The organism is Rhizobium sp. WYCCWR 11146 (genome assembly GCF_013591995.1).
Lineage (GTDB): Bacteria > Pseudomonadota > Alphaproteobacteria > Rhizobiales > Rhizobiaceae > Rhizobium > Rhizobium indicum.
This window is the reverse complement of record NZ_JACCEY010000043.1, coordinates 23,445-43,544: the sequence shown is the minus strand read 5'-3', so window position 1 is coordinate 43,544 and position 20,100 is coordinate 23,445. Positions and strand designations below refer to the sequence as shown.

Below are 20,100 nucleotides of genomic sequence, written 5' to 3'. Positions count from 1 at the left end.
TCGAACTGGTCGAGCTCGAAGTTCGCGAACTGCTGTCGTCCTACGACTTCCCGGGCGACGATATCCCGATCGTCAAGGGTTCCGCACTTGCTGCCCTTGAAGATTCGGACAAGAAGATCGGCGAAGATTCGATCCGCGAGCTGATGGCTGCTGTCGACGCCTACATCCCGACGCCTGAGCGTCCGATCAACCTGCCGTTCTTGCTGCCGATCGAAGACGTGTTCTCGATCTCTGGCCGCGGTACGGTTGTGACCGGCCGCGTCGAGCGTGGCATTGTCAAGGTTGGCGAAGAAGTCGAGATCGTCGGCATCCGCCCGACGACGAAGACGACGGTGACCGGCGTTGAAATGTTCCGCAAGCTGCTCGATCAGGGCCAGGCTGGCGACAACATCGGTGCGCTGATCCGCGGCGTTACCCGTGACGGCGTTGAGCGTGGCCAGATTCTGTGCAAGCCGGGTTCGGTCAAGCCGCACAAGAAGTTCATGGCAGAAGCCTACATCCTGACGAAGGAAGAGGGTGGCCGTCATACGCCGTTCTTCACCAACTACCGTCCGCAGTTCTACTTCCGCACGACCGACGTGACCGGCATCGTAACGCTGCCGGAAGGCACGGAGATGGTCATGCCGGGCGACAACGTCACGGTATCGGTCGAGCTGATCGTTCCGATCGCGATGGAAGAAAAGCTGCGCTTCGCCATCCGCGAAGGCGGCCGCACCGTCGGCGCCGGTATCGTCGCGTCGATCGTCGAGTAATTAGCGGCTGGGCCACCTGGCCCAAGGAAAGGATAGGGACGCCGATCTCGGTGTCCCTCTCGATCTTTGAAACCGGTGGCCCGCTAACGTAACTGAAGGTAAGCCGTGTCCCTAAGTGGTGACACGCGGATAACAGACACAAGGATAAAGTCGAATGAACGGCCAGAATATCCGCATCCGCCTGAAGGCGTTCGATCACCGGATTCTCGATGCCTCCACGCGCGAGATCGTATCGACGGCTAAGCGCACCGGTGCAAGCGTCCGGGGCCCCGTTCCGCTTCCGACCCGCATCGAGAAGTTTACGGTCAACCGGTCCCCGCACATCGACAAGAAGAGCCGCGAACAGTTCGAGATGCGCACGCATAAGCGCCTTCTCGATATCGTTGACCCGACCCCGCAGACGGTAGACGCGCTGATGAAGCTCGATCTCGCCGCCGGTGTCGATGTTGAGATCAAGCTCTGAGACCTCGGGTCTTCGGGCTGAGTGAGAAGGATTGAACCGATGCGTTCAGGTGTGATTGCACAGAAGGTGGGAATGACCCGCGTCTATAACGACGCCGGCGAGCATGTCCCGGTAACGGTACTGCGTATGGAAGGCTGCCAGGTCGTAGCCACGCGCACTGTCGAAAAGAATGGCTATACCGCAGTTCAGCTCGGTGCCGGCCAGGCGAAGGTGAAGAACACGTCGAAGGCGATGCGCGGCAACTTTGCCATTGCCAACGTCGAGCCGAAGGCCAAGCTGACGGAATTCCGCGTGTCGGAAGATCAGCTGCTTGAGGTCGGCACTGAGATCAAGGCGGGTCACTTTGCAGCCGGTCAGCTCGTCGACGTGACGGGCACGACGATCGGTAAGGGTTTTGCCGGCGCCATGAAGCGCCACGGTTTCGGCGGTCTGCGTGCCACGCACGGTGTGTCGGTGTCTCACCGTTCGCACGGTTCGACCGGCTCGCGCCAGGATCCGGGCAAGGTTTTCAAGAACAAGAAGATGGCTGGTCACATGGGCCAGACGCGCGTCACGACGCAGAACCTGGAAGTGGTTTCGACCGACGAAGATCGTGGTCTGATCCTGATCAAGGGTGCTGTTCCTGGTTCCAAGGGTGCTTGGATCATCGTGCGCGACGCCGTCAAGTCGGCCGCGAAGTAAGGGAGCCAGATCAATGGAATTCAACGTCAAGACCCTCGAGGGAAAAGACGCCGGGAAGGTTTCCCTTTCGGACGCGATTTTCGGCCTCGAGCCCCGTGAAGACATTCTCGCCCGCGTCATTCGCTGGCAGCTTGCCAAGAAGCAGCAGGGCACGCACAAGGCTAAGGGCCGCGCGGAAGTTTCGCGCACCGGCGCCAAGATGTACAAGCAGAAGGGTACGGGCCGCGCCCGCCACCATTCGGCTCGCGCTCCGCAGTTCCGCGGCGGCGGTAAGGCTCACGGCCCGGTCGTCCGCAGCCACGAGCACGATCTTCCGAAGAAGGTTCGTGCACTCGGCCTTCGCCACGCCCTTTCGGCCAAGATCAAGGCCGATGACGTCATCGTCATCGACAACCTGGTTGCCGCTGAAGCCAAGACCAAGTCGCTCGCGTCTGTTTTCGAGACGCTCGGCCTGACCAACGCCCTCTTCATCGGCGGCGCAGAGCTTGACGGCAACTTCAAGCTCGCAGCTCAGAACATCCCGAACATCGATGTTCTGCCGATCCAGGGCATCAACGTTTACGACATCGTGCGCCGCGGCAAGCTCGTGCTTTCCAAGGCTGCGGTTGAAGCGCTAGAGGAGCGATTCAAGTGACCGATCTTCGCCACTACGATGTGATCGTCTCTCCGGCGATCACCGAAAAGTCCACGCTGGTATCCGAAAACAACCAGGTTGTTTTCAATGTCGCCAAGCAGGCGACGAAGCCGGAAATCAAGGCTGCGGTCGAGGCGCTGTTCGGCGTCAAGGTCACGGCTGTCAACACTCTGCTGCGCAAAGGCAAGACCAAGCGGTTCCGCGGTTTCGTCGGCAAGCAGAAGGACGTGAAGAAGGCTGTTGTGACGCTGGCTGAAGGCCAGACGATCGACGTCTCCACCGGTCTCTGAGGTATAAGAAAATGGCATTGAAAACTTTCAATCCGATCACCCCGAGCCAGCGCCAGCTGGTCATCGTCGACCGTTCGGCCCTCTACAAGGGCAAGCCGGTCAAGGCGCTGACGGAAGGTCTGACCAAGAGCGGCGGTCGTAACAACCTCGGCCGCATCACCGCCCGCTTCATCGGCGGCGGTCACAAGCGCACCTATCGTCTGATCGACTTCAAGCGTCGCAAGTTCGACGTCGAAGGCACGGTCGAGCGTATCGAATACGATCCGAACCGCACGGCTTTCATCGCGCTGGTGAACTATGCTGACGGCGAGAAGGCTTATATTCTCGCTCCTCAGCGTCTCGCTGCCGGTGACAAGGTCATCGCTTCCGAGAAGGCTGTCGACGTCAAGCCCGGCAACACCATGCCGCTGCAGTTCATCCCGGTCGGCTCCATCATCCACAATGTGGAAATGAAGCCGGGCAAGGGTGGTCAGATCGCTCGCTCCGCCGGTGGCTACGCACAGCTCGTCGGCCGCGACCAGGGCATGGCGATCCTTCGCCTGAACTCCGGTGAACAGCGTCTCGTTCATGGCTCCTGCCTTGCTTCGATCGGCGCGGTCTCCAACCCTGATCACGCCAACATCAACGACGGCAAGGCCGGTCGTACCGTTTGGCGCGGCAAGCGTCCGCATAACCGCGGTGTCGTCATGAACCCGGTCGACCATCCGCACGGCGGTGGTGAAGGCCGCACCTCCGGTGGTCGCCATCCGGTGACGCCGTGGGGCAAGCCGACCAAGGGCAAGCGCACCCGGTCGAACAAGTCGACCGACAAGATGATCATGCGCTCGCGTCATCAGCGTAAGAAGTAAGAGAGGAAGTCTCCAATGGCTCGTTCAGTATGGAAAGGTCCGTTCGTTGACGGCTATCTTCTCAAGAAGGCTGAGAAGGTTCGTGAAGGCGGTCGTAGTGAAGTGATCAAGATCTGGAGCCGACGCTCCACGATCCTGCCGCAGTTCGTCGGTCTCACCTTCGGCGTCTACAACGGCAGCAAGCATATCCCGGTCAGCGTCAATGAAGACATGGTCGGTCACAAATTCGGTGAATTCTCTCCGACCCGCACCTACTACGGTCACGGCGCGGACAAGAAGGCGAAGAGGAAGTAACAATGGGCAAGGCAAAAGCCGAACGCCGGCTGAAGGACAACGAGGCGCAAGCAGTCGCCCGCACGCTCCGCGTCAGCCCCCAGAAGCTCAACCTGGTTGCTGCGGCTATCCGCGGCAAGAAGGTCGAGCGCGCACTCGCTGAGCTGGAGTTCTCCCGCAAGCGCATCGCAGGCGCCGTCAAGAAGACGCTCGAATCTGCGATCGCCAACGCCGAGAACAACCACGATCTCGACGTCGACTCGCTGGTCGTCGCCGAGGCCTATGTCGGCAAGTCGATCGTCATGAAGCGTTTCCACGCTCGTGGCCGCGGTCGCGCGTCGCGCATCGAAAAGCCCTTCGCGCACCTGACGATCGTCGTTCGTGAAGTGCAGGCAGCAGAGGAGGCCGCATAATGGGTCAGAAAATCAATCCAATCGGTTTCCGCCTCGGCATCAACCGTACCTGGGATAGCCGCTGGTTTGCGGACAATGCCGAGTACGGTCAGCTGCTGCACGAAGACCTGAAGATGCGTAAGTTCGTCATGAGCGAGCTGAAGCAGGCCGGGATCTCCAAGGTGGTCATCGAGCGTCCGCACAAGAAGTGCCGCGTCACGATCCACTCGGCACGTCCGGGCCTGATCATCGGCCGCAAGGGCGCTGACATCGACAAGCTTCGCAAGAAGCTGTCGGAGATGACCAATTCGGAAACGCACCTCAACATCGTCGAAGTGCGCAAGCCCGAAGTCGATGCGACGCTGGTCGCTCAGTCGATCGCCCAGCAGCTCGAGCGTCGCGTGGCTTTCCGTCGCGCCATGAAGCGCGCCGTTCAGTCCGCGATGCGTCTTGGCGCCGAAGGCATCAAGATCACCTGCGCCGGCCGTCTCGGTGGCGCTGAAATCGCCCGTACGGAATGGTACCGCGAAGGTCGTGTGCCGTTGCACACGCTGCGCGCCGACATCGACTACGGCACGGCTGAAGCAGAAACCGCGTTCGGCATCTGCGGCATCAAGGTCTGGATCTTCAAGGGCGAAATCCTTGAGCATGATCCGATGGCTTCCGAGCGCCGCGCGATGGAAGGTGACGCCCAGGGTCCGGCAAGCCGTGATCGTGACCGCGACAGAGACCGTCGCCGCGACAACGCTTGATAGCGCGCGTGGCAGAGAAGTTCGGAGAATAAGAAAATGTTGCAGCCAAAGCGTACCAAGTACCGCAAGCAGTTCAAGGGCCGCATCAAGGGCGTCGCCAAGGGCGGTTCTGACCTGGCATTCGGCGAATTCGGCCTGAAGGCACAGGAACCCAACCGCGTCAACGCGCGCGAGATCGAAGCGGCCCGCCGCGCGATCACGCGTTATATGAAGCGCGCCGGCCGTGTATGGATCCGCGTGTTCCCGGACGTTCCGGTAACCAAAAAGCCGACCGAAGTCCGTATGGGTAAGGGTAAGGGCTCCGTTGAATACTGGGCATGCAAGGTCAAGCCTGGCCGTATGATGTTCGAGATCGACGGTGTCAGCGAAGAAATCGCCCGTGAGGCGCTTCGCCTCGGCTCTGCCAAGCTCTCGGTCAAGACGCGCTTCGTTCAGCGCATTGCAGAGTAAGGGATTGAGCTCATGAAAGCCTCAGACGTTCGCGGTTTCACCGCCGACCAACTCAAGGACGAGCTTGCCAAGCTGAAGAAGGAGCAGTTCAACCTGCGCTTCCAGAAGGCGACCGGCCAGCTCGAAAAGTCCTCGCGCATCAACGAAGTCCGCAAGGACATCGCCCGCGTGAAAACCATTGCCCGCCAGAAGGCGGCAGAAGTTAAGGCCTAAAGGAAGAAAAATATGCCGAAGCGCATCCTGCAGGGCGTCGTCGTTGGCGACAAGAACGAGAAGACGGTAGTGGTTCGTGTCGAGCGTCGTTTCGCTCACCCGCTGCTCCAGAAGACCGTTCGTCGTTCCAAGAAGTACAAGGCCCACGACGAGAACAATCAGTACAAGATTGGCGATACCGTATCCATCGAGGAATGCGCGCCGATCTCCAAGGACAAGCGCTGGACGGTAATTTCCGCCCAGGGCAAGTAACAGAATTTTGCGCGAGGCCTTGCGTCTCGCCGAAATATCTGTATGAAGCAGCGTCAGAACGCTCGAATGCCGGGCGTTCTTTTGCTTTGAGCGCACGGAAGGTCCCGTTCGGGAAACCACCCTGGCACGATCGATCCCGCGCTATTCAGCTATTGCCGCGTCTGTGCTGCCGTCATGGCAGCTCGGCCGGCGAAAATTTTCATAAGCCGGAGTAGGGGGCTAGCCCAACCATTCCGGTAAACCAAGAAGGCGACCTGATATGATTCAGATGCAAACAAACCTCGACGTCGCGGATAATTCCGGCGCACGTCGTGTCATGTGCATCAAGGTGCTGGGCGGCTCGAAGCGCAAGTATGCCTCGATCGGCGACGTCATCGTCGTTTCGATCAAGGAAGCGATCCCGCGCGGCCGTGTGAAGAAGGGTGACGTGATGAAGGCGGTTGTCGTTCGCACCGCTAAGGATATCCGTCGTCCGGATGGCTCCGTCATCCGCTTCGACACCAACGCAGCAGTCCTCATCGACAACAAGAAAGAGCCGATCGGCACCCGTATCTTCGGACCGGTTCCGCGCGAACTTCGCGCCAAGAACCACATGAAGATCATCTCGCTGGCTCCCGAAGTACTGTAAGGAGCGAAGCGATGCAGAAGATTCGTAAGGGCGACAAGGTCGTCATGCTCGCTGGCAAGGACAAGGGCCGTACCGGCGAAGTTGTCCAGGTCATGCCGAAGGAAGATCGTGCCGTTGTTCGTGGCGTCAACGTCGTCAAGCGCCACCAGCGCCAGACGCAGACCCAGGAAGCCGGCATCATCAACAAGGAAGCCCCGGTTCACCTGTCCAACGTTGCAATCATCGACAAGGACGGCAAGCCGACCCGCGTCGGTTTCAAGGTTGTTGACGGCAAGAAGGTCCGTGTGGCCAAGCGTTCTGGAGAAGTGATCGATGGCTGAGGCAAAATATGAGCCGCGGCTCAAGAAGGAATATGTCGAGCGCATCCGCAAGGCGATGCAGGAGCAGTTCTCCTACGCCAACGAGATGATGATCCCGAAGCTCGACAAGATCGTGATCAACATGGGTGTCGGCGAAGCGACCGCTGACTCGAAGAAGCCGACGGTAGCTGCCGCCGACCTCGCAGCGATCGCCGGCCAGAAGCCGGTCATCACCCGCGCACGTAACTCTATCGCAGGCTTCAAGGTCCGCGAACAGATGCCGATCGGCGCGAAGGTCACCCTGCGCGGCGCCCGCATGTACGAGTTCATGGACCGTCTCGTGAACATCGCGCTCCCGCGCGTTCGCGACTTCCGCGGCCTGAACCCGAAAAGCTTTGACGGCCGTGGCAACTTCGCCATGGGCATCAAGGAGCACATTGTGTTCCCTGAGATCAACTACGACAAGGTTGATCAGATGTGGGGCATGGACATCATCGTTTGCACGACGGCGACGACCGACGACGAAGCACGGGCTCTTCTGAAAGAGTTCAGCTTCCCGTTCCGTCAATAACCGTAACGACGAGCGTAGAAAAGGAACCTGACATGGCGAAGACAAGCGCAGTTGAAAAGAACAAGCGCCGCCGTACTACGGTCGCTAACCAGGCCGCTAAGCGGGCTGGGTTGAAGGCGATCATCATGAACCAGGCTCTTCCGATCGAAGAGCGGTTCAAGGCCTCGATCAAGCTGGCATCCCTGCCGCGTGATGGATCGAAGACCCGTATTCGCAACCGTTGCGAAGTTTCGGGGCGTCCGCGCGCATATTACCGCAAACTGCGCATGTCGCGTATTGCGCTGCGTGAACTCGGCAATCTCGGCAAGGTGCCGGGTATCGTCAAGTCGAGCTGGTAAGGAGCAGGTTACATGACAATGACTGATCCGTTGGGCGATATGCTCACTCGCATCCGTAACGGCGCTTCCCGCCGCAAGTCGTCGGTCTCGACGCCTGCTTCGAAGCTCCGTGCACGTGTTCTCGATGTTCTGCAGTCCGAAGGCTACATCCGTGGCTACTCCGTTGTCGATTTCGGCAATGGCAAGTCGGAACTCAGCATCGAGCTGAAATATTATGAAGGCGCATCGGTGATCCGTGAGATCGGCCGTGTGTCCAAGCCGGGCCGCCGGGTTTATGTCTCGGTCAAGTCCATTCCGCAGGTCGCGAACGGTCTCGGCATCACCATCCTTTCGACTCCGAAGGGTGTGATGGCCGATCACCAGGCTCGCGAACAGAACGTTGGTGGCGAGGTTCTTTGCTCGGTCTTCTAAGATCGAGCAGGGATCTCCATAGCGAACAGACAGGATTGAAACATGTCTCGTATCGGTAAAAAGCCCGTTCAGGTGCCTGCTGGGATCACGGCTACGGTCGATGGCCAGAAGGTGACTGCAAAGGGCCCGAAGGGCGAGCTGTTTTTCGTTGCTAACGACGAAATCAGCCTCAAGCTTGAAAATAACGCCGTCGTCGTGACGCCGGTGAATCAGACCAAGGATGCGCGCTCAAAGTGGGGCATGTCCCGCACGATGATCGAAGGCATCTTCAAGGGCGTCAAGGACGGTTTCGAGCGCAAGCTTGAAATCAACGGCGTCGGTTACCGCGCCGCCATGCAGGGCAAGAACCTGCAGCTGGCCCTCGGTTTCAGCCATGACGTGATCTACGAGCCGCCGGTCGGTATCTCGATCGTTGTTCCGAAGCCGACGGAAATCGTCGTCAGCGGCATCAACAAGCAGCAGGTCGGTCAGGTTGCCGCCGAAATCCGCGAATATCGCGGTCCCGAGCCCTACAAGGGCAAGGGCGTCAAGTACGCTGACGAGCGGATCGTCCGCAAAGAAGGCAAGAAGAAGTAAGGATCACGCGAAATGGCTAGCAGGAAAGAAGCACTTGCACGTCGTGCCAACCGCGTGCGCCGTCATCTCAAGTCGGTGGCCAACGGCCGTCCGCGCCTGTCGGTTCATCGCTCCTCGAAGAACATCTACGCCCAGGTCATCGATGACGTGGCCGGCAAGACGCTTGCGTCTGCCTCCACCCTCGAGAAGGATCTGCGCGGTTCTCTGAAGACCGGTGCCGATACCGCCGCCGCTACCGTAGTGGGCAAGCTCCTCGCAGAGCGCGCCTCCAAGGCCGGTGTTACGGAAGTCGTGTTCGACCGTGGCGCCTTCATCTATCACGGCCGCATCAAGGCTCTCGCCGAAGCGGCCCGCGAAGGCGGTCTCACCTTCTGATCAGTTTCCGGCCGGACGCCTCAAGCGCCGGCCGGATTTTCGCCGGACCGCAGGCACTCTCCGAAAGGGGAGGCTGATGCGGTCCACATTTGTTTGCCGATTGCACCCGGAAAAGAAAAAGGAAGAGGACAATGGCACAGGAAAGAAGGCCGCAGCGGGACGACCGCCAGAGCCGTGAAGAGCGCGATAGCGAATTCGTCGACAAGCTTGTCGCGATCAACCGCGTCGCCAAGGTCGTCAAGGGCGGCCGTCGTTTCGGTTTCGCAGCACTCGTCGTCGTCGGCGACCAGAAGGGCCGCGTTGGCTTCGGCCATGGCAAGGCACGTGAAGTGCCGGAAGCCATCCGCAAGGCAACCGAAGCCGCCAAGCGCGAACTGATCTTCGTACCGCTGCGTGACGGCCGTACGCTGCATCACGACGTTCACGGCCGCCACGGCGCCGGCAAGGTTCTGCTGCGCTCGGCCAAGGTTGGTACCGGCATCATCGCCGGCGGCCCGATGCGCGCCGTATTCGAGACGCTCGGCATGCACGACGTCGTCGCCAAGTCGACCGGTTCGTCGAACCCCTACAACATGGTTCGCGCCACCTTCGACGCTCTGAAGCACCAGGTTCACCCGAAGGACATCGCAGCTCAGCGCGGCATCAAGTATGCAACGCTGCAGGCTCGTCGTGGCGCCTCCGGCAACGCCTCTGAAGAATAAGAGGAGTTTGACAGATGGCCAAGGCTACCAAGAAGGCTGAAGCGAAGACTGTCACGATCGAACAGATCGGCAGCCCGATTCGCCGTCCGGATGTCCAGCAGCGCACGCTGATCGGTCTCGGACTGAACAAGATGCACCGTCGCCGCACGCTGGAGGATACTCCTTCGGTTCGTGGCATGATCCGTGCTGTCCAGCATCTCGTTCGCGTCGTCGACGAGAAGTGAGACGGAGGAAACGCTCATGAAACTCAATGAAATCAAGGACAACGAAGGCTCGACCCACAGCCGCAAGCGCCTCGGCCGCGGTATCGGCTCGGGCTCGGGCAAAACAGGTGGTCGCGGCGTAAAGGGTCAGAAGTCCCGTTCGGGCGTTGCCATCAACGGCTTCGAAGGCGGCCAGATGCCGATCTATCGTCGCCTGCCGAAGCGCGGCTTCAACAACATTTTCGCTTCCGATTTTGTTGTCGTGTCGCTGGCCCGTATCCAGACGGCGATCGACGCCGGCAAGCTCGATGCCAAGACGACCGTTGACGCGGCTGCCCTCAAGGCAGCCGGTGTCATCCGCCGCGTCAAGGACGGCGTTCGCGTTCTCGCCGACGGCGAGATCAAGGCCAAGATCACCATCGTCGTTGCAGGCGCCTCCAAGCCTGCCGTCGAGAAGATCGAAAAGGCCGGCGGCACCGTGACGCTGCTTTCGGCTCCGGCTGCAGCCGAATAATAAACTGATGATATATCGCCCGGGGTGCTTCACACCGGGCGATTTTGCTCCCATATGTGGGCCTCACAAAAACTTGGCTGGCGCGCCCGCGTCATGCCGGTAAGACTCGAAAACAAGGGTGAGGCATGGGGTTGCGTTGCAATCCGTCCTGAGCCCGGTTTTGAATAATTTCATACTGATTCCGGGTCCGGCCTGTCCCCCAGAGACGCCGGAATTGGTAGCGCGGAGAAACGCATGGCTTCTGCAGCGGAACAATTGGCATCCAACCTCAATTTTTCGACCTTCGCCAAAGCCGAGGATTTGAAGAAGCGCTTGTGGTTCACACTGGCAGCTCTCCTCGTCTACCGACTCGGTACGCATATTCCGCTTCCGGGTCTCAATCCCGAAGCCTATGCCCAGGCTTTCCGCGGCCAGGCAGGCGGCATTCTCGGCCTTTTCAACATGTTTTCGGGCGGCGCCGTTGAGCGCATGGCAATCTTCGCGCTCGGCATCATGCCCTATATCTCTGCCTCGATCATCGTGCAGCTGATGACCTCGGTCGTGCCGGCGCTCGAAAACCTCAAGAAGGAAGGCGAGCAGGGCCGTAAGATCATCAACCAATATACCCGCTACGGTACCGTTATCCTCGGCGCGCTGCAGGCCTATGGCATTGCCGCCGGCCTTGAGAGCGGCCAGGGCTTGGTCGTCGATCCGGGCTGGTTCTTCCGCGTCTCCACCGTTCTGACGCTGCTCGGCGGCACGATGTTCCTGATGTGGCTCGGCGAGCAGATCACCTCCCGCGGCATCGGCAACGGCATCTCGCTGATCATCTTCGCCGGCATCGCCGCCGGCCTTCCCACAGCCCTTGCTGGAACGCTCGAACTCGGCCGCACCGGCGCGCTGTCGACCCCGCTGATTCTGCTCGTGATCATCGTCGCGATCGCCGTCATTGCCATCATCGTCTTTGTCGAGCGCGCCCAGCGCCGGCTGCTGATCCAGTATCCGAAGCGCCAGGTCGGCAACCGGATGTTCCAGGGCGATACGTCCCACCTGCCGTTGAAACTCAACACATCAGGTGTCATTCCGGCAATCTTCGCATCGTCACTGCTGCTGCTGCCAGCAACGATTGCGGGTTTCGCCAGCACCACGGCGATGCCCTCCTGGGCGACATCGATTGTCGCGGCCCTCGGTCATGGCCAGCCACTCTATATGGTGCTCTATGCGGCGCTGATCGCCTTCTTCGCCTTCTTCTATACGGCCATCGTCTTCAATCCGAAGGACACGGCTGATAATCTGAAGAAGCATGGCGGCTTCATTCCCGGCATCCGTCCGGGCGAGCGCACCGCCGAATATATCGACTACGTGCTGACCCGAATCACGGTGATCGGCGCACTCTATCTGGTCTTCGTCTGCATCCTCCCGGAGATATTGGTGTCGCAAACCGGCATTCCATTAGCCCTTGGTGGGACTTCGCTTTTGATCGTGGTTAGCGTAACTCTTGATACGGTTGCACAGATCCAGGGTCACCTGATCGCGCAGCAATACGAAGGCCTGATCAAGAAATCGAAGTTGCGTGGAGGAAAGAGGGGGCGATGAGACTTATCCTTTTGGGGCCGCCGGGCGCGGGTAAGGGAACCCAGGCCCAGCGGATCGTGGAAAAGCACGGCATTCCGCAGCTTTCCACGGGGGACATGCTGCGTGCAGCGGTTAATGCCGGCACCGATGTCGGCAAGCGCGCGAAGGCGGTCATGGACGCCGGCAAGCTCGTCTCGGATGAGATCGTTATTGCCATCGTTTCCGAGCGTATCGATCAACCCGATTGCGCCAACGGCTTCATCCTCGACGGCTTCCCCAGGACGCTCGTCCAGGCGGACGCCACCGAGGCGATGCTGAAGGCGAAGGGTCTCGACCTTTCGGTCGTCATCGAATTCCGTGTCAATGACGACGAGCTGGTTCGTCGCGTTGCCGGTCGCTACTCCTGTGCACAGTGCGGCAGCGTCTATCACGATACCGATAAGGTTCCGGCTGCCGAGGGTGTGTGCGACAAGTGCGGTTCCACCCACTTCAAGCGCCGTCCTGATGACACTCCGGAGACCATGACGGCTCGTCTGCAGGTCTACTACAAGGAGACCTCACCGCTGATCGGCTATTACCATGCCAAGGGCAAGCTCAAGTCCGTGGATGGCATGGCAGAAATCGATCAGGTGACGGCCGAGGTCGAAAGCATTCTTTCCAAGCTTTAAGGCTTTGAAAATAAACTTGGCGGAACGGTTGCTTTTCAGCAGTGATTCCGCTAAACACCGCGCCAACTCGCGACATTCCATGCGATCGGCGCGGATTTCCCAGGGAAGTCCGGGTGCGGTCGTTTTGACATGTTACGGACGTAAATCTGAACGGGCGGTTCTCAAGAGCCGCATAACGAAGCCCACTTGCCGGATGGCAACTGGAATGCAAGGAGAACAGGCGTGGCACGTATCGCTGGCGTCAACATCCCGACTGCGAAGCGCGTTGTTATTGCGCTGACCTACATTCACGGGATCGGTCCGAAATTCGCACAGGAAATCGTCGAGAAGGTCGGTATCCCGGCTGAACGTCGTGTGCATCAGCTGACGGACGCAGAAGTCCTTCAGATCCGCGAAGCCATCGACCGCGACTATCAGGTCGAAGGCGATCTTCGTCGCGATACTGCGATGAACATCAAGCGCCTGATGGACCTCGGCTGCTATCGCGGCCTGCGTCATCGCCGCGGCCTTCCGGTCCGCGGTCAGCGCACGCATACCAATGCCCGCACCCGCAAGGGCCCGGCAAAGGCAATCGCTGGCAAGAAGAAGTAATTTCCGGGAAACCGGGGTGGGGAGGCTGGCGGTCTGCGCCGGCCTCTTTTGAGTTTGGAGCGGGACCATATAGGCGCCGTTCCGGTGTAGCCGCTGGCATTACGGCGGTGAAGAGATCAACGAAAGGAATACCATGGCTAAGGAAGCCGTCCGCGTTCGCCGTCGCGAGCGCAAGAACATCTCGTCGGGTGTCGCTCACGTCAACTCGACCTTCAACAACACGATGATCACCATCACCGATGCGCAGGGCAATGCGATCGCCTGGTCGTCGGCTGGCGCCAAGGGCTTCAAGGGCTCGCGCAAGTCGACCCCGTTCGCTGCCCAGATCGCTGCCGAAGACTGCGCCAAGAAGGCCCAGGAGCACGGCATGAAGTCGCTGGAAGTCGAAGTCTGCGGTCCGGGTTCGGGTCGTGAATCGGCTCTGCGCGCGCTCCAGGCTGCAGGTTTCATGATCACGTCCATCCGCGACGTGACCCCGATCCCGCACAATGGCTGCCGTCCGCGCAAGAAGCGCCGCGTCTGATCATCGCTCTCGTCACCGGTGAGCGCCTGCGCGCTCCCGGTGGTTTTCAAGCTCGGTTGCCACGATTGGATGGTGGCAACGAACGGAAGGCAAACTCATGATTCAGAAGAACTGGCAGGAACTGATCAAGCCGAACAAGGTGGAGTTCTCTTCGAGCTCGCGCACCAGGGCGACGCTTGTTGCCGAACCGCTGGAGCGGGGCTTCGGCCTCACCCTCGGCAACGCGCTTCGCCGCGTTCTGCTCTCCTCGCTGCGCGGTGCTGCCGTCACGGCGGTGCAGATCGATGGCGTGCTGCATGAATTCTCCTCGATTCCGGGCGTCCGCGAAGACGTGACGGACATCGTGCTCAACATCAAGGAAATCGCCATCAAGATGGATGGCGACGATGCGAAACGCATGGTCGTGCGGAAGCAGGGCCCTGGCGTTGTCACGGCTGGCGACATTCAGACGGTCGGCGATATCGAAATCCTCAATCCCGAGCATGTCATCTGCACGCTCGACGAGGGTGCCGAGATCCGCATGGAATTCACCGTCAACAACGGCAAGGGCTATGTTCCGGCCGAACGCAATCGTGCGGAAGATGCTCCGATCGGTCTCATCCCGGTCGACAGCCTCTATTCGCCGGTCAAGAAGGTGTCCTACAAGGTTGAAAATACCCGCGAAGGACAGGTTCTCGACTACGACAAGCTGAACATGACCATCGAAACCGATGGCTCGATCACGGGCGAAGACGCCGTCGCTTTTGCGGCGCGCATTCTCCAGGATCAGCTTGGCGTCTTCGTCAACTTCGACGAGCCGCAGAAGGAAACCGAAGAGGAAGCAGTCACCGAACTCGCTTTCAACCCGGCTCTCCTCAAGAAGGTGGACGAACTCGAACTGTCGGTCCGTTCGGCAAACTGCCTGAAGAACGACAACATCGTCTACATCGGCGACCTCATTCAGAAGACCGAAGCAGAAATGCTCCGCACACCGAATTTTGGTCGCAAGTCGCTGAACGAAATCAAGGAAGTTCTCGCTTCCATGGGCCTGCACCTCGGCATGGAAGTGCCGGCATGGCCGCCCGAGAACATCGAAGATCTCGCCAAGCGTTACGAAGATCAATACTGAGAAAACAAAAGGCAGGCTCTTTCGGCTGCCTTTCCCCGTCAAACAGCAGGCCGATCGCCTGCATGTGCCAGGAAACGGCAGGCCCACTTAGCGTAAGGGCACCTGCATTAAAGGAGAATAGCAATGCGCCATGGTAAAGCCGGCCGCAAGCTGAATAGAACTGCAAGCCACCGCAAGGCGATGTTCGCCAACATGGCGGCTTCGCTGATTACCCACGAGCAGATCGTCACGACCCTGCCGAAGGCCAAGGAAATCCGTCCGATCGTCGAGAAGCTCGTCACGCTCGGTAAGCGCGGCGACCTGCACGCTCGCCGTCAGGCGATCTCGCAGATCCGCGATGCCGCTGTCGTCGCGAAGCTGTTCGACACGATCGCAACGCGTTACGCCACCCGCAACGGCGGCTACCTGCGCATCATGAAGGCCGGCTTCCGCCAGGGCGACAATGCCGCCATGGCTGTAATCGAATTCGTGGATCGCGATGCCTATGCCAAGGGCGCAGCCGACAAGGCCCGCGTCGCTGCCGAAGAGCAGGCCGTCGCCGCTTAATCTTTCGCTCCGGCGGAAACAAAACAGCCGGGCTGCGAAGCCCGGCTGTTTTTGTTTGTGCACGACAGCGCCGCGCTTCTTTTCAGATCAGCCGTTGAACCGGCTGAGGTGCAGATAGGACAGGGTCATTTGCGCGAAGTCTTTGAAAATCGTCGTCGAGTGCAGTTCCTCCGTCTCATAGCCCTGCTTGCGGTTATTGCGCTCGGGCTGGCGCTCAGACGGTTTGGCTATGCGGCCGATCTGCCCTTCATTGTCGTCAAATATGGTGGATCGGCACTCTGGGGAGCGATGGTCTATCTGCTCGTGGCGCCGTTTGTCGCAAGGTCACGGCCGGCAGCAATTGCTGTTACAGCGCTGTTCATAGCGATCTCGGTGGAATTGTTCCGGCTTTATCACACGCCCTGGCTCGACGCGTTTCGGCTGACCACGGCAGGCGCCCTGCTGCTTGGCCGGGTATTTTCGCTTTGGAACATGCTGGCCTATGCAATCGGCATAGCCGCGGCCTGCGCCTTCGATCCGGCACGCCGGACTGCGTTGCGTCCTCGCTAGAGCGCCGCGCGTCTTTTCAGACGCGCTAAGGACGCTCTATCACTTTGAATCTGCCCATAATCCTTTCCGAAAATCGATTCCGATTTTCGGGGTTATGCGCTAACCTGCCGTCTCACGAAACAGACGCCACTGCGCGATTGCGCGTCCGCCCTTTGCCCTTCTGCCTGTTGCGTGCGATGGGCCGATAGGAGCGGTAGAGGATCAGTGCGATGATCAGCCCGACATAGATATATTGCTCGAGGTCGAGAATCTTGGTCGAGAGCGCGAAGTGCAGCGCCCCGCAGGCGGCGATGATGTAGACGAGGCGATGCAGCCAGATCCAGTTCTTGCCGAGGCGGCGGATCGAGAAATTGTTGGATGTCAGCGCCAGCGGAATGAGCATCGCAAGGGCTGCCATGCCGAACATGATGAAGGGGCGCTTCAGCACGTCGTTGATGACGGCGGGAATATCCATCGCCTGGTCGAGCACCATGTAGACTGTGAAATGCATCAGTGCGTAGTAGAAGGTCAGCAGGCCAAGCGCGCGGCGATAGCGCAGATAGTTCCAGCCGAAGAGCTCACGGGCAGGGGAAACGGCAAGTGTTGCGATCAGGAAACGGATCGTCCATATGCCGAGGAAAAGTTCGAAGGTCTTGACCGGATCGGCGCCGAGCTGATCGGTCGCGCCGAGATAGAAAGTCCAGGCTGCGGGCACGAGCCCGACGACATAAAGCAGCCAGACGGAGGCGGGCAGCCAGCGCTTCGGGATGGCGAGCGACAGTTCCGCCATCAGAAATTCGCCTTCAGATCCATGCCGGCATAAAGGCTTGCCACCTCGTCGGCATAACCGTTGAAGGGCAGGGTGGGATGGCGGCTCGCGCCGAAGAAGCCGCTTTCGCCGATGCGCCGTTCGGTCGCCTGGCTCCAGCGCGGATGGTCGACCGCTGGATTGACGTTGGCATAGAAGCCGTATTCCTGCGGATTGGTGACCTGCCAGGTATTCTTCGGTTGCTGGTCGGTGAGTGTGATCCTGACGATCGACTTGATACCCTTGAAACCGTATTTCCACGGCACGACGAGGCGGATCGGCGCGCCGTTCTGGTTCGGCAGCGTTTCGCCATAGAGCCCGACGGCCAGCAGCGTCAGCGGATGGCGCGCCTCGTCGAGGCGCAGACCCTCGACATAGGGCCAGTCAAGCGACTGGAAGAAGCCCTTCTGACCCGGCATCTCCTCCGGCCGCACGACGGTTTCGAAGGCGACGTACTTGGCGCTGCCGAGTGGCTCGACTTTGTCGAGCAGCGATGCCAGCGGAAAGCCGTCCCAGGGGATGACCATCGACCAGGCCTCGACGCAGCGCATCCGGTAGGTGCGCTCCTCGATCGGGAATTCCTTCATCAGCGCCTCGAGGTCGAAGGTGCCTGGCTTGTTGACCATGCCGTCGACCTTGACCGTCCAGGGCAGCGGCTTGAAATCGCCGGAAAGAGCTGCGGGATCGCCCTTGTCGAGACCGAACTCATAGAAATTATTGTAGGTCGTGACGTCCTTGATCGGCGTCGCCTTCTCGTCGACCTTGTACTGGCTCTCAACGGCGGAGAGGGCCGCAGCACTCGCCTTGCCGGCGCTGTAGAGCGCCATGGCGCCAAGCGCTGCCGCACCGAGGAATTCACGACGGCGCACATAGATCTGGCGCGGCGTGATCTCAGATGACGCGATCTTCGGTGGGCGATAGCTTGGCATGTCGAAACCTCCTCGGCGGATATCCTGAAATATAGCCCTTAAACGAACCGCCGGCATGTTGAGATTAGTGTCTAAGCCTTGAATATTGCTGACGGGAAGCCAATTTTTTGTGTTCGGCCGTGATGGAATAGGCTGTAACAAAAAGTCGCGTCGAACCGTATATGATCGATGGGTCTCATGGCGCTTCTCCCCGGCGTACCGGATTTGGGCTTCCCGGTAGTGACAGCCCCCGTCGATTGGATTAGGACAATTCCAAAAAGCAGCGTTTGCCCGGCCCGCAGGCTCCACGCCGCCCGGCTTCGCCTGATAATTCCGACACGTTGAGGAAGACACCGATGCCAGTTTACCGTTCCAGAACCACGACCCATGGCCGCAACATGGCGGGCGCCCGCGGCCTTTGGCGCGCCACGGGCATGAAGGATTCGGATTTCGGCAAGCCGATCATCGCGGTGGTGAATTCCTTCACCCAGTTCGTGCCCGGCCATGTGCACCTGAAGGACCTTGGCCAGCTCGTTGCCCGCGAGATCGAAGCGGCCGGCGGTGTTGCCAAGGAATTCAACACGATCGCCGTCGATGACGGTATCGCCATGGGCCATGACGGCATGCTTTATTCGCTGCCCTCGCGTGAGCTTATCGCTGACAGCGTCGAATACATGGTCAATGCCCATTGCGCCGACGCCATGGTTTGCATCTCCAACTGCGACAAGATCACTCCCGGCATGCTGATGGCGTCGCTGCGCCTCAATATCCCGACCGTCTTCGTCTCGGGCGGTCCGATGGAAGCCGGCAAGGTCGTGCTGCACGGCAAGACGCATGCGCTCGACCTCGTCGATGCCATGGTCGCCGCAGCCGATGACAAGATCAGCGACGAGGACGTCCAGACCATCGAACGCTCCGCCTGTCCGACCTGCGGCTCCTGCTCCGGCATGTTCACTGCCAATTCGATGAACTGCCTGACGGAAGCCCTCGGCCTGTCGCTGCCCGGCAACGGCTCGACGCTTGCCACCCATCTCGACCGCAAGCGGCTTTTCGTCGAGGCCGGTCATCTAATTGTCGATCTCGCCCGCCGCTATTACGAGCAGGATGACGTCAAGGCGCTGCCGCGCACCATTGCCTCCAAGCAGGCCTTCGAGAATGCCATGACGCTCGACATCGCCATGGGCGGCTCGACCAATACGGTCCTGCACATTCTTGCCGCCGCCCATGAAGGCGAGATCGATTTCACTATGGCCGATATCGATGCGCTGTCGCGCCGCGTGCCGTGCCTGTCGAAGGTCGCCCCCGCCAAGAGCGATGTTCATATGGAAGACGTCCACCGCGCCGGCGGCATCATGTCGATCCTCGGCGAACTCGACAAGGGTGGCCTGCTGAATCGCGATTGCCCGACCGTTCATGCCGAGACGCTGGGCGACGCGATCGATCGCTGGGATATCACCCGCACCAACAGCGAGACCGTTCGCAACTTCTATCGTGCCGCTCCTGGCGGCATCCCAACCCAGGTCGCCTTCAGCCAGGAAGCGCGCTGGGACGAACTCGACACCGACCGTGAGAACGGCGTTATCCGCTCGGTCGAACATCCCTTCTCCAAGGATGGTGGTCTTGCCGTGCTCAAGGGCAACCTTGCGATCGACGGCTGCATCGTCAAGACCGCCGGCGTCGATGAATCGATCCTGAAATTCTCCGGCCCCGCCCGCGTCTTCGAAAGCCAGGATGCGTCGGTCAAGGCGATCCTTGCCAACGAGGTGAAGGCCGGCGACGTCGTCATCATCCGCTACGAAGGTCCGAAGGGCGGCCCGGGCATGCAGGAAATGCTCTATCCGACGAGCTATCTGAAGTCGAAGGGTCTCGGCAAGGCCTGTGCGCTCATCACCGACGGCCGCTTCTCCGGCGGCACCTCCGGCCTCTCGATCGGCCACGCCTCGCCGGAAGCGGCAAATGGCGGCACGATCGGCCTGGTGCGCGAAGGCGACATGATCGATATCGACATCCCCAACCGCACGATCAGCCTGCGTGTCAGCGAGACTGAACTCGCCGCCCGCCGCGCCGAGCAGGACGCCAAGGGCTGGTATCCCACAGAGGTCCGCAAGCGCAATGTCACGACCGCGCTGAAGGCCTACGCGGCCTTCGCAACGAGTGCGGACCGCGGTGCCGTGCGCGATCTGAACGCCCGCTGAGCAGCCTCAGCTTACGAACCGTTGATGAAAAGTCAGCAGCTCTTCCAACCGGTCG

32 protein-coding genes are annotated in these 20,100 nt (G+C 60.1%); 30 read left to right on the top strand and 2 right to left on the bottom strand.

Annotated features, from left to right (window positions below; all coding sequences use genetic code 11):
- The 29 genes from HX899_RS33345 to HX899_RS33205 all read left to right on the top strand — a co-directional run.
- Positions 1–752, top strand: a 752-nt coding sequence (locus tag HX899_RS33345) for an EF-Tu/IF-2/RF-3 family GTPase (RefSeq protein ID WP_246697238.1), incomplete at its 5' end; no start/stop codon positions are given.
- A gap of 154 nt (positions 753–906) precedes the next feature.
- On the top strand, positions 907–1,215 hold the full coding sequence (rpsJ, locus tag HX899_RS33340; RefSeq protein ID WP_003547547.1) for a 30S ribosomal protein S10: 309 nt from the start codon (positions 907–909) through the stop codon (positions 1,213–1,215).
- A 39-nt stretch (positions 1,216–1,254) separates the two neighbouring features.
- A complete protein-coding gene (gene rplC / locus HX899_RS33335) occupies positions 1,255–1,896 on the top strand; it encodes a 50S ribosomal protein L3 (RefSeq protein ID WP_003547548.1) in 642 nt (213 codons plus the stop codon).
- 13 nt (positions 1,897–1,909) lie between these two features.
- Positions 1,910–2,530, top strand: coding sequence for a 50S ribosomal protein L4 (gene rplD, locus HX899_RS33330; RefSeq protein WP_003547549.1), 621 nt, complete (start codon positions 1,910–1,912; stop codon positions 2,528–2,530).
- Positions 2,527–2,820 carry a 50S ribosomal protein L23 gene (locus HX899_RS33325; protein ID WP_003547550.1) on the top strand — a complete coding sequence of 98 codons (294 nt, stop codon included), beginning with the start codon at positions 2,527–2,529 and terminating at the stop codon, positions 2,818–2,820. The genes rplD and HX899_RS33325 overlap by 4 nt, the downstream gene beginning before the upstream one ends.
- 11 nt (positions 2,821–2,831) lie before the next feature.
- A complete protein-coding gene (rplB, locus tag HX899_RS33320) occupies positions 2,832–3,668 on the top strand; it encodes a 50S ribosomal protein L2 (protein ID WP_003547551.1) in 837 nt (278 codons plus the stop codon).
- 15 nt (positions 3,669–3,683) lie between these two features.
- Positions 3,684–3,962, top strand: coding sequence for a 30S ribosomal protein S19 (rpsS, locus tag HX899_RS33315; protein WP_003547552.1), 279 nt, complete (start codon positions 3,684–3,686; stop codon positions 3,960–3,962).
- A gap of 2 nt (positions 3,963–3,964) precedes the next feature.
- Positions 3,965–4,354, top strand: coding sequence for a 50S ribosomal protein L22 (rplV, locus tag HX899_RS33310; protein WP_003547553.1), 390 nt, complete (start codon positions 3,965–3,967; stop codon positions 4,352–4,354).
- Positions 4,354–5,085 carry a 30S ribosomal protein S3 gene (rpsC, locus tag HX899_RS33305; protein WP_003547554.1) on the top strand — a complete coding sequence of 244 codons (732 nt, stop codon included), beginning with the start codon at positions 4,354–4,356 and terminating at the stop codon, positions 5,083–5,085. Before rplV ends, rpsC begins: the two co-directional genes overlap by 1 nt.
- 36 nt (positions 5,086–5,121) lie before the next feature.
- Positions 5,122–5,535, top strand: coding sequence for a 50S ribosomal protein L16 (rplP, locus tag HX899_RS33300; protein WP_003547555.1), 414 nt, complete (start codon positions 5,122–5,124; stop codon positions 5,533–5,535).
- 12 nt (positions 5,536–5,547) lie between these two features.
- Positions 5,548–5,748, top strand: a complete 201-nt coding sequence (gene rpmC, locus HX899_RS33295) for a 50S ribosomal protein L29 (RefSeq protein WP_003547556.1) — start codon at positions 5,548–5,550, stop codon at positions 5,746–5,748.
- 12 nt (positions 5,749–5,760) lie between these two features.
- Entirely contained in the window at positions 5,761–6,000 is a 240-nt protein-coding gene (rpsQ, locus tag HX899_RS33290; RefSeq protein ID WP_003547557.1) for a 30S ribosomal protein S17, read from the top strand.
- A gap of 259 nt (positions 6,001–6,259) precedes the next feature.
- Entirely contained in the window at positions 6,260–6,628 is a 369-nt protein-coding gene (rplN, locus tag HX899_RS33285) for a 50S ribosomal protein L14 (protein WP_003573790.1), read from the top strand.
- An 11-nt stretch (positions 6,629–6,639) separates the two neighbouring features.
- Positions 6,640–6,948 (top strand): 50S ribosomal protein L24, encoded by a 309-nt coding sequence (rplX, locus tag HX899_RS33280; protein ID WP_003547559.1) that lies wholly within the window; start codon positions 6,640–6,642, stop codon positions 6,946–6,948.
- Positions 6,941–7,498: a 50S ribosomal protein L5 gene (gene rplE / locus HX899_RS33275; RefSeq protein ID WP_018067987.1), complete on the top strand. Its 558-nt coding sequence runs from the start codon at positions 6,941–6,943 to the stop codon at positions 7,496–7,498. The genes rplX and rplE overlap by 8 nt, the downstream gene beginning before the upstream one ends.
- 32 nt (positions 7,499–7,530) lie before the next feature.
- Complete coding sequence (rpsN, locus tag HX899_RS33270) at positions 7,531–7,836, top strand: 30S ribosomal protein S14 (protein WP_003547561.1); 306 nt, start codon at positions 7,531–7,533, stop codon at positions 7,834–7,836.
- Between the two features lie 12 nt (positions 7,837–7,848).
- The gene (gene rpsH / locus HX899_RS33265) at positions 7,849–8,247 is read left to right on the top strand and encodes a 30S ribosomal protein S8 (RefSeq protein WP_003547562.1); all 399 of its coding nucleotides are present in this window, start codon (positions 7,849–7,851) and stop codon (positions 8,245–8,247) included.
- Between the two features lie 42 nt (positions 8,248–8,289).
- Positions 8,290–8,823: a 50S ribosomal protein L6 gene (gene rplF / locus HX899_RS33260; protein WP_003547563.1), complete on the top strand. Its 534-nt coding sequence runs from the start codon at positions 8,290–8,292 to the stop codon at positions 8,821–8,823.
- A gap of 12 nt (positions 8,824–8,835) precedes the next feature.
- Positions 8,836–9,198, top strand: coding sequence for a 50S ribosomal protein L18 (gene rplR, locus HX899_RS33255; protein ID WP_003547564.1), 363 nt, complete (start codon positions 8,836–8,838; stop codon positions 9,196–9,198).
- Between the two features lie 131 nt (positions 9,199–9,329).
- A complete protein-coding gene (gene rpsE, locus HX899_RS33250; RefSeq protein ID WP_017963908.1) occupies positions 9,330–9,899 on the top strand; it encodes a 30S ribosomal protein S5 in 570 nt (189 codons plus the stop codon).
- 14 nt (positions 9,900–9,913) lie between these two features.
- Entirely contained in the window at positions 9,914–10,123 is a 210-nt protein-coding gene (gene rpmD / locus HX899_RS33245) for a 50S ribosomal protein L30 (protein WP_003547566.1), read from the top strand.
- A gap of 16 nt (positions 10,124–10,139) precedes the next feature.
- On the top strand, positions 10,140–10,616 hold the full coding sequence (gene rplO / locus HX899_RS33240; protein WP_003547567.1) for a 50S ribosomal protein L15: 477 nt from the start codon (positions 10,140–10,142) through the stop codon (positions 10,614–10,616).
- 234 nt (positions 10,617–10,850) lie between these two features.
- Positions 10,851–12,191, top strand: a complete 1,341-nt coding sequence (gene secY, locus HX899_RS33235; protein ID WP_131664196.1) for a preprotein translocase subunit SecY — start codon at positions 10,851–10,853, stop codon at positions 12,189–12,191.
- Complete coding sequence (locus HX899_RS33230; protein ID WP_011651424.1) at positions 12,188–12,838, top strand: adenylate kinase; 651 nt, start codon at positions 12,188–12,190, stop codon at positions 12,836–12,838. Before secY ends, HX899_RS33230 begins: the two co-directional genes overlap by 4 nt.
- A gap of 222 nt (positions 12,839–13,060) precedes the next feature.
- On the top strand, positions 13,061–13,429 hold the full coding sequence (gene rpsM / locus HX899_RS33225) for a 30S ribosomal protein S13 (protein ID WP_003573772.1): 369 nt from the start codon (positions 13,061–13,063) through the stop codon (positions 13,427–13,429).
- A gap of 133 nt (positions 13,430–13,562) precedes the next feature.
- The gene (gene rpsK, locus HX899_RS33220) at positions 13,563–13,952 is read left to right on the top strand and encodes a 30S ribosomal protein S11 (RefSeq protein WP_003547577.1); all 390 of its coding nucleotides are present in this window, start codon (positions 13,563–13,565) and stop codon (positions 13,950–13,952) included.
- A 97-nt stretch (positions 13,953–14,049) separates the two neighbouring features.
- On the top strand, positions 14,050–15,060 hold the full coding sequence (locus HX899_RS33215; protein ID WP_003547579.1) for a DNA-directed RNA polymerase subunit alpha: 1,011 nt from the start codon (positions 14,050–14,052) through the stop codon (positions 15,058–15,060).
- Positions 15,061–15,183: 123 nt separating this feature from the next.
- Entirely contained in the window at positions 15,184–15,606 is a 423-nt protein-coding gene (gene rplQ / locus HX899_RS33210) for a 50S ribosomal protein L17 (protein WP_003547581.1), read from the top strand.
- Between the two features lie 159 nt (positions 15,607–15,765).
- Entirely contained in the window at positions 15,766–16,155 is a 390-nt protein-coding gene (locus HX899_RS33205; RefSeq protein WP_407073950.1) for a DUF2809 domain-containing protein, read from the top strand.
- Positions 16,156–16,267: 112 nt separating this feature from the next.
- Here HX899_RS33205 and msrQ read toward each other — a convergent pair whose 3' ends face one another.
- Both msrQ and msrP read right to left on the bottom strand, forming a co-directional pair.
- A complete protein-coding gene (msrQ, locus tag HX899_RS33200) occupies positions 16,268–16,924 on the bottom strand; it encodes a protein-methionine-sulfoxide reductase heme-binding subunit MsrQ (RefSeq protein WP_138391184.1) in 657 nt (218 codons plus the stop codon).
- Positions 16,924–17,871 carry a protein-methionine-sulfoxide reductase catalytic subunit MsrP gene (gene msrP / locus HX899_RS33195; protein WP_181294460.1) on the bottom strand — a complete coding sequence of 316 codons (948 nt, stop codon included), beginning with the start codon at positions 17,869–17,871 and terminating at the stop codon, positions 16,924–16,926. The genes msrQ and msrP overlap by 1 nt, the downstream gene beginning before the upstream one ends.
- 335 nt (positions 17,872–18,206) lie before the next feature.
- Here msrP and ilvD point away from each other — a divergent pair, with 335 nt between their 5' ends.
- Positions 18,207–20,045: a dihydroxy-acid dehydratase gene (gene ilvD, locus HX899_RS33190; RefSeq protein ID WP_181294459.1), complete on the top strand. Its 1,839-nt coding sequence runs from the start codon at positions 18,207–18,209 to the stop codon at positions 20,043–20,045.
- The last annotated feature ends 55 nt before the right edge of the window (positions 20,046–20,100 follow it).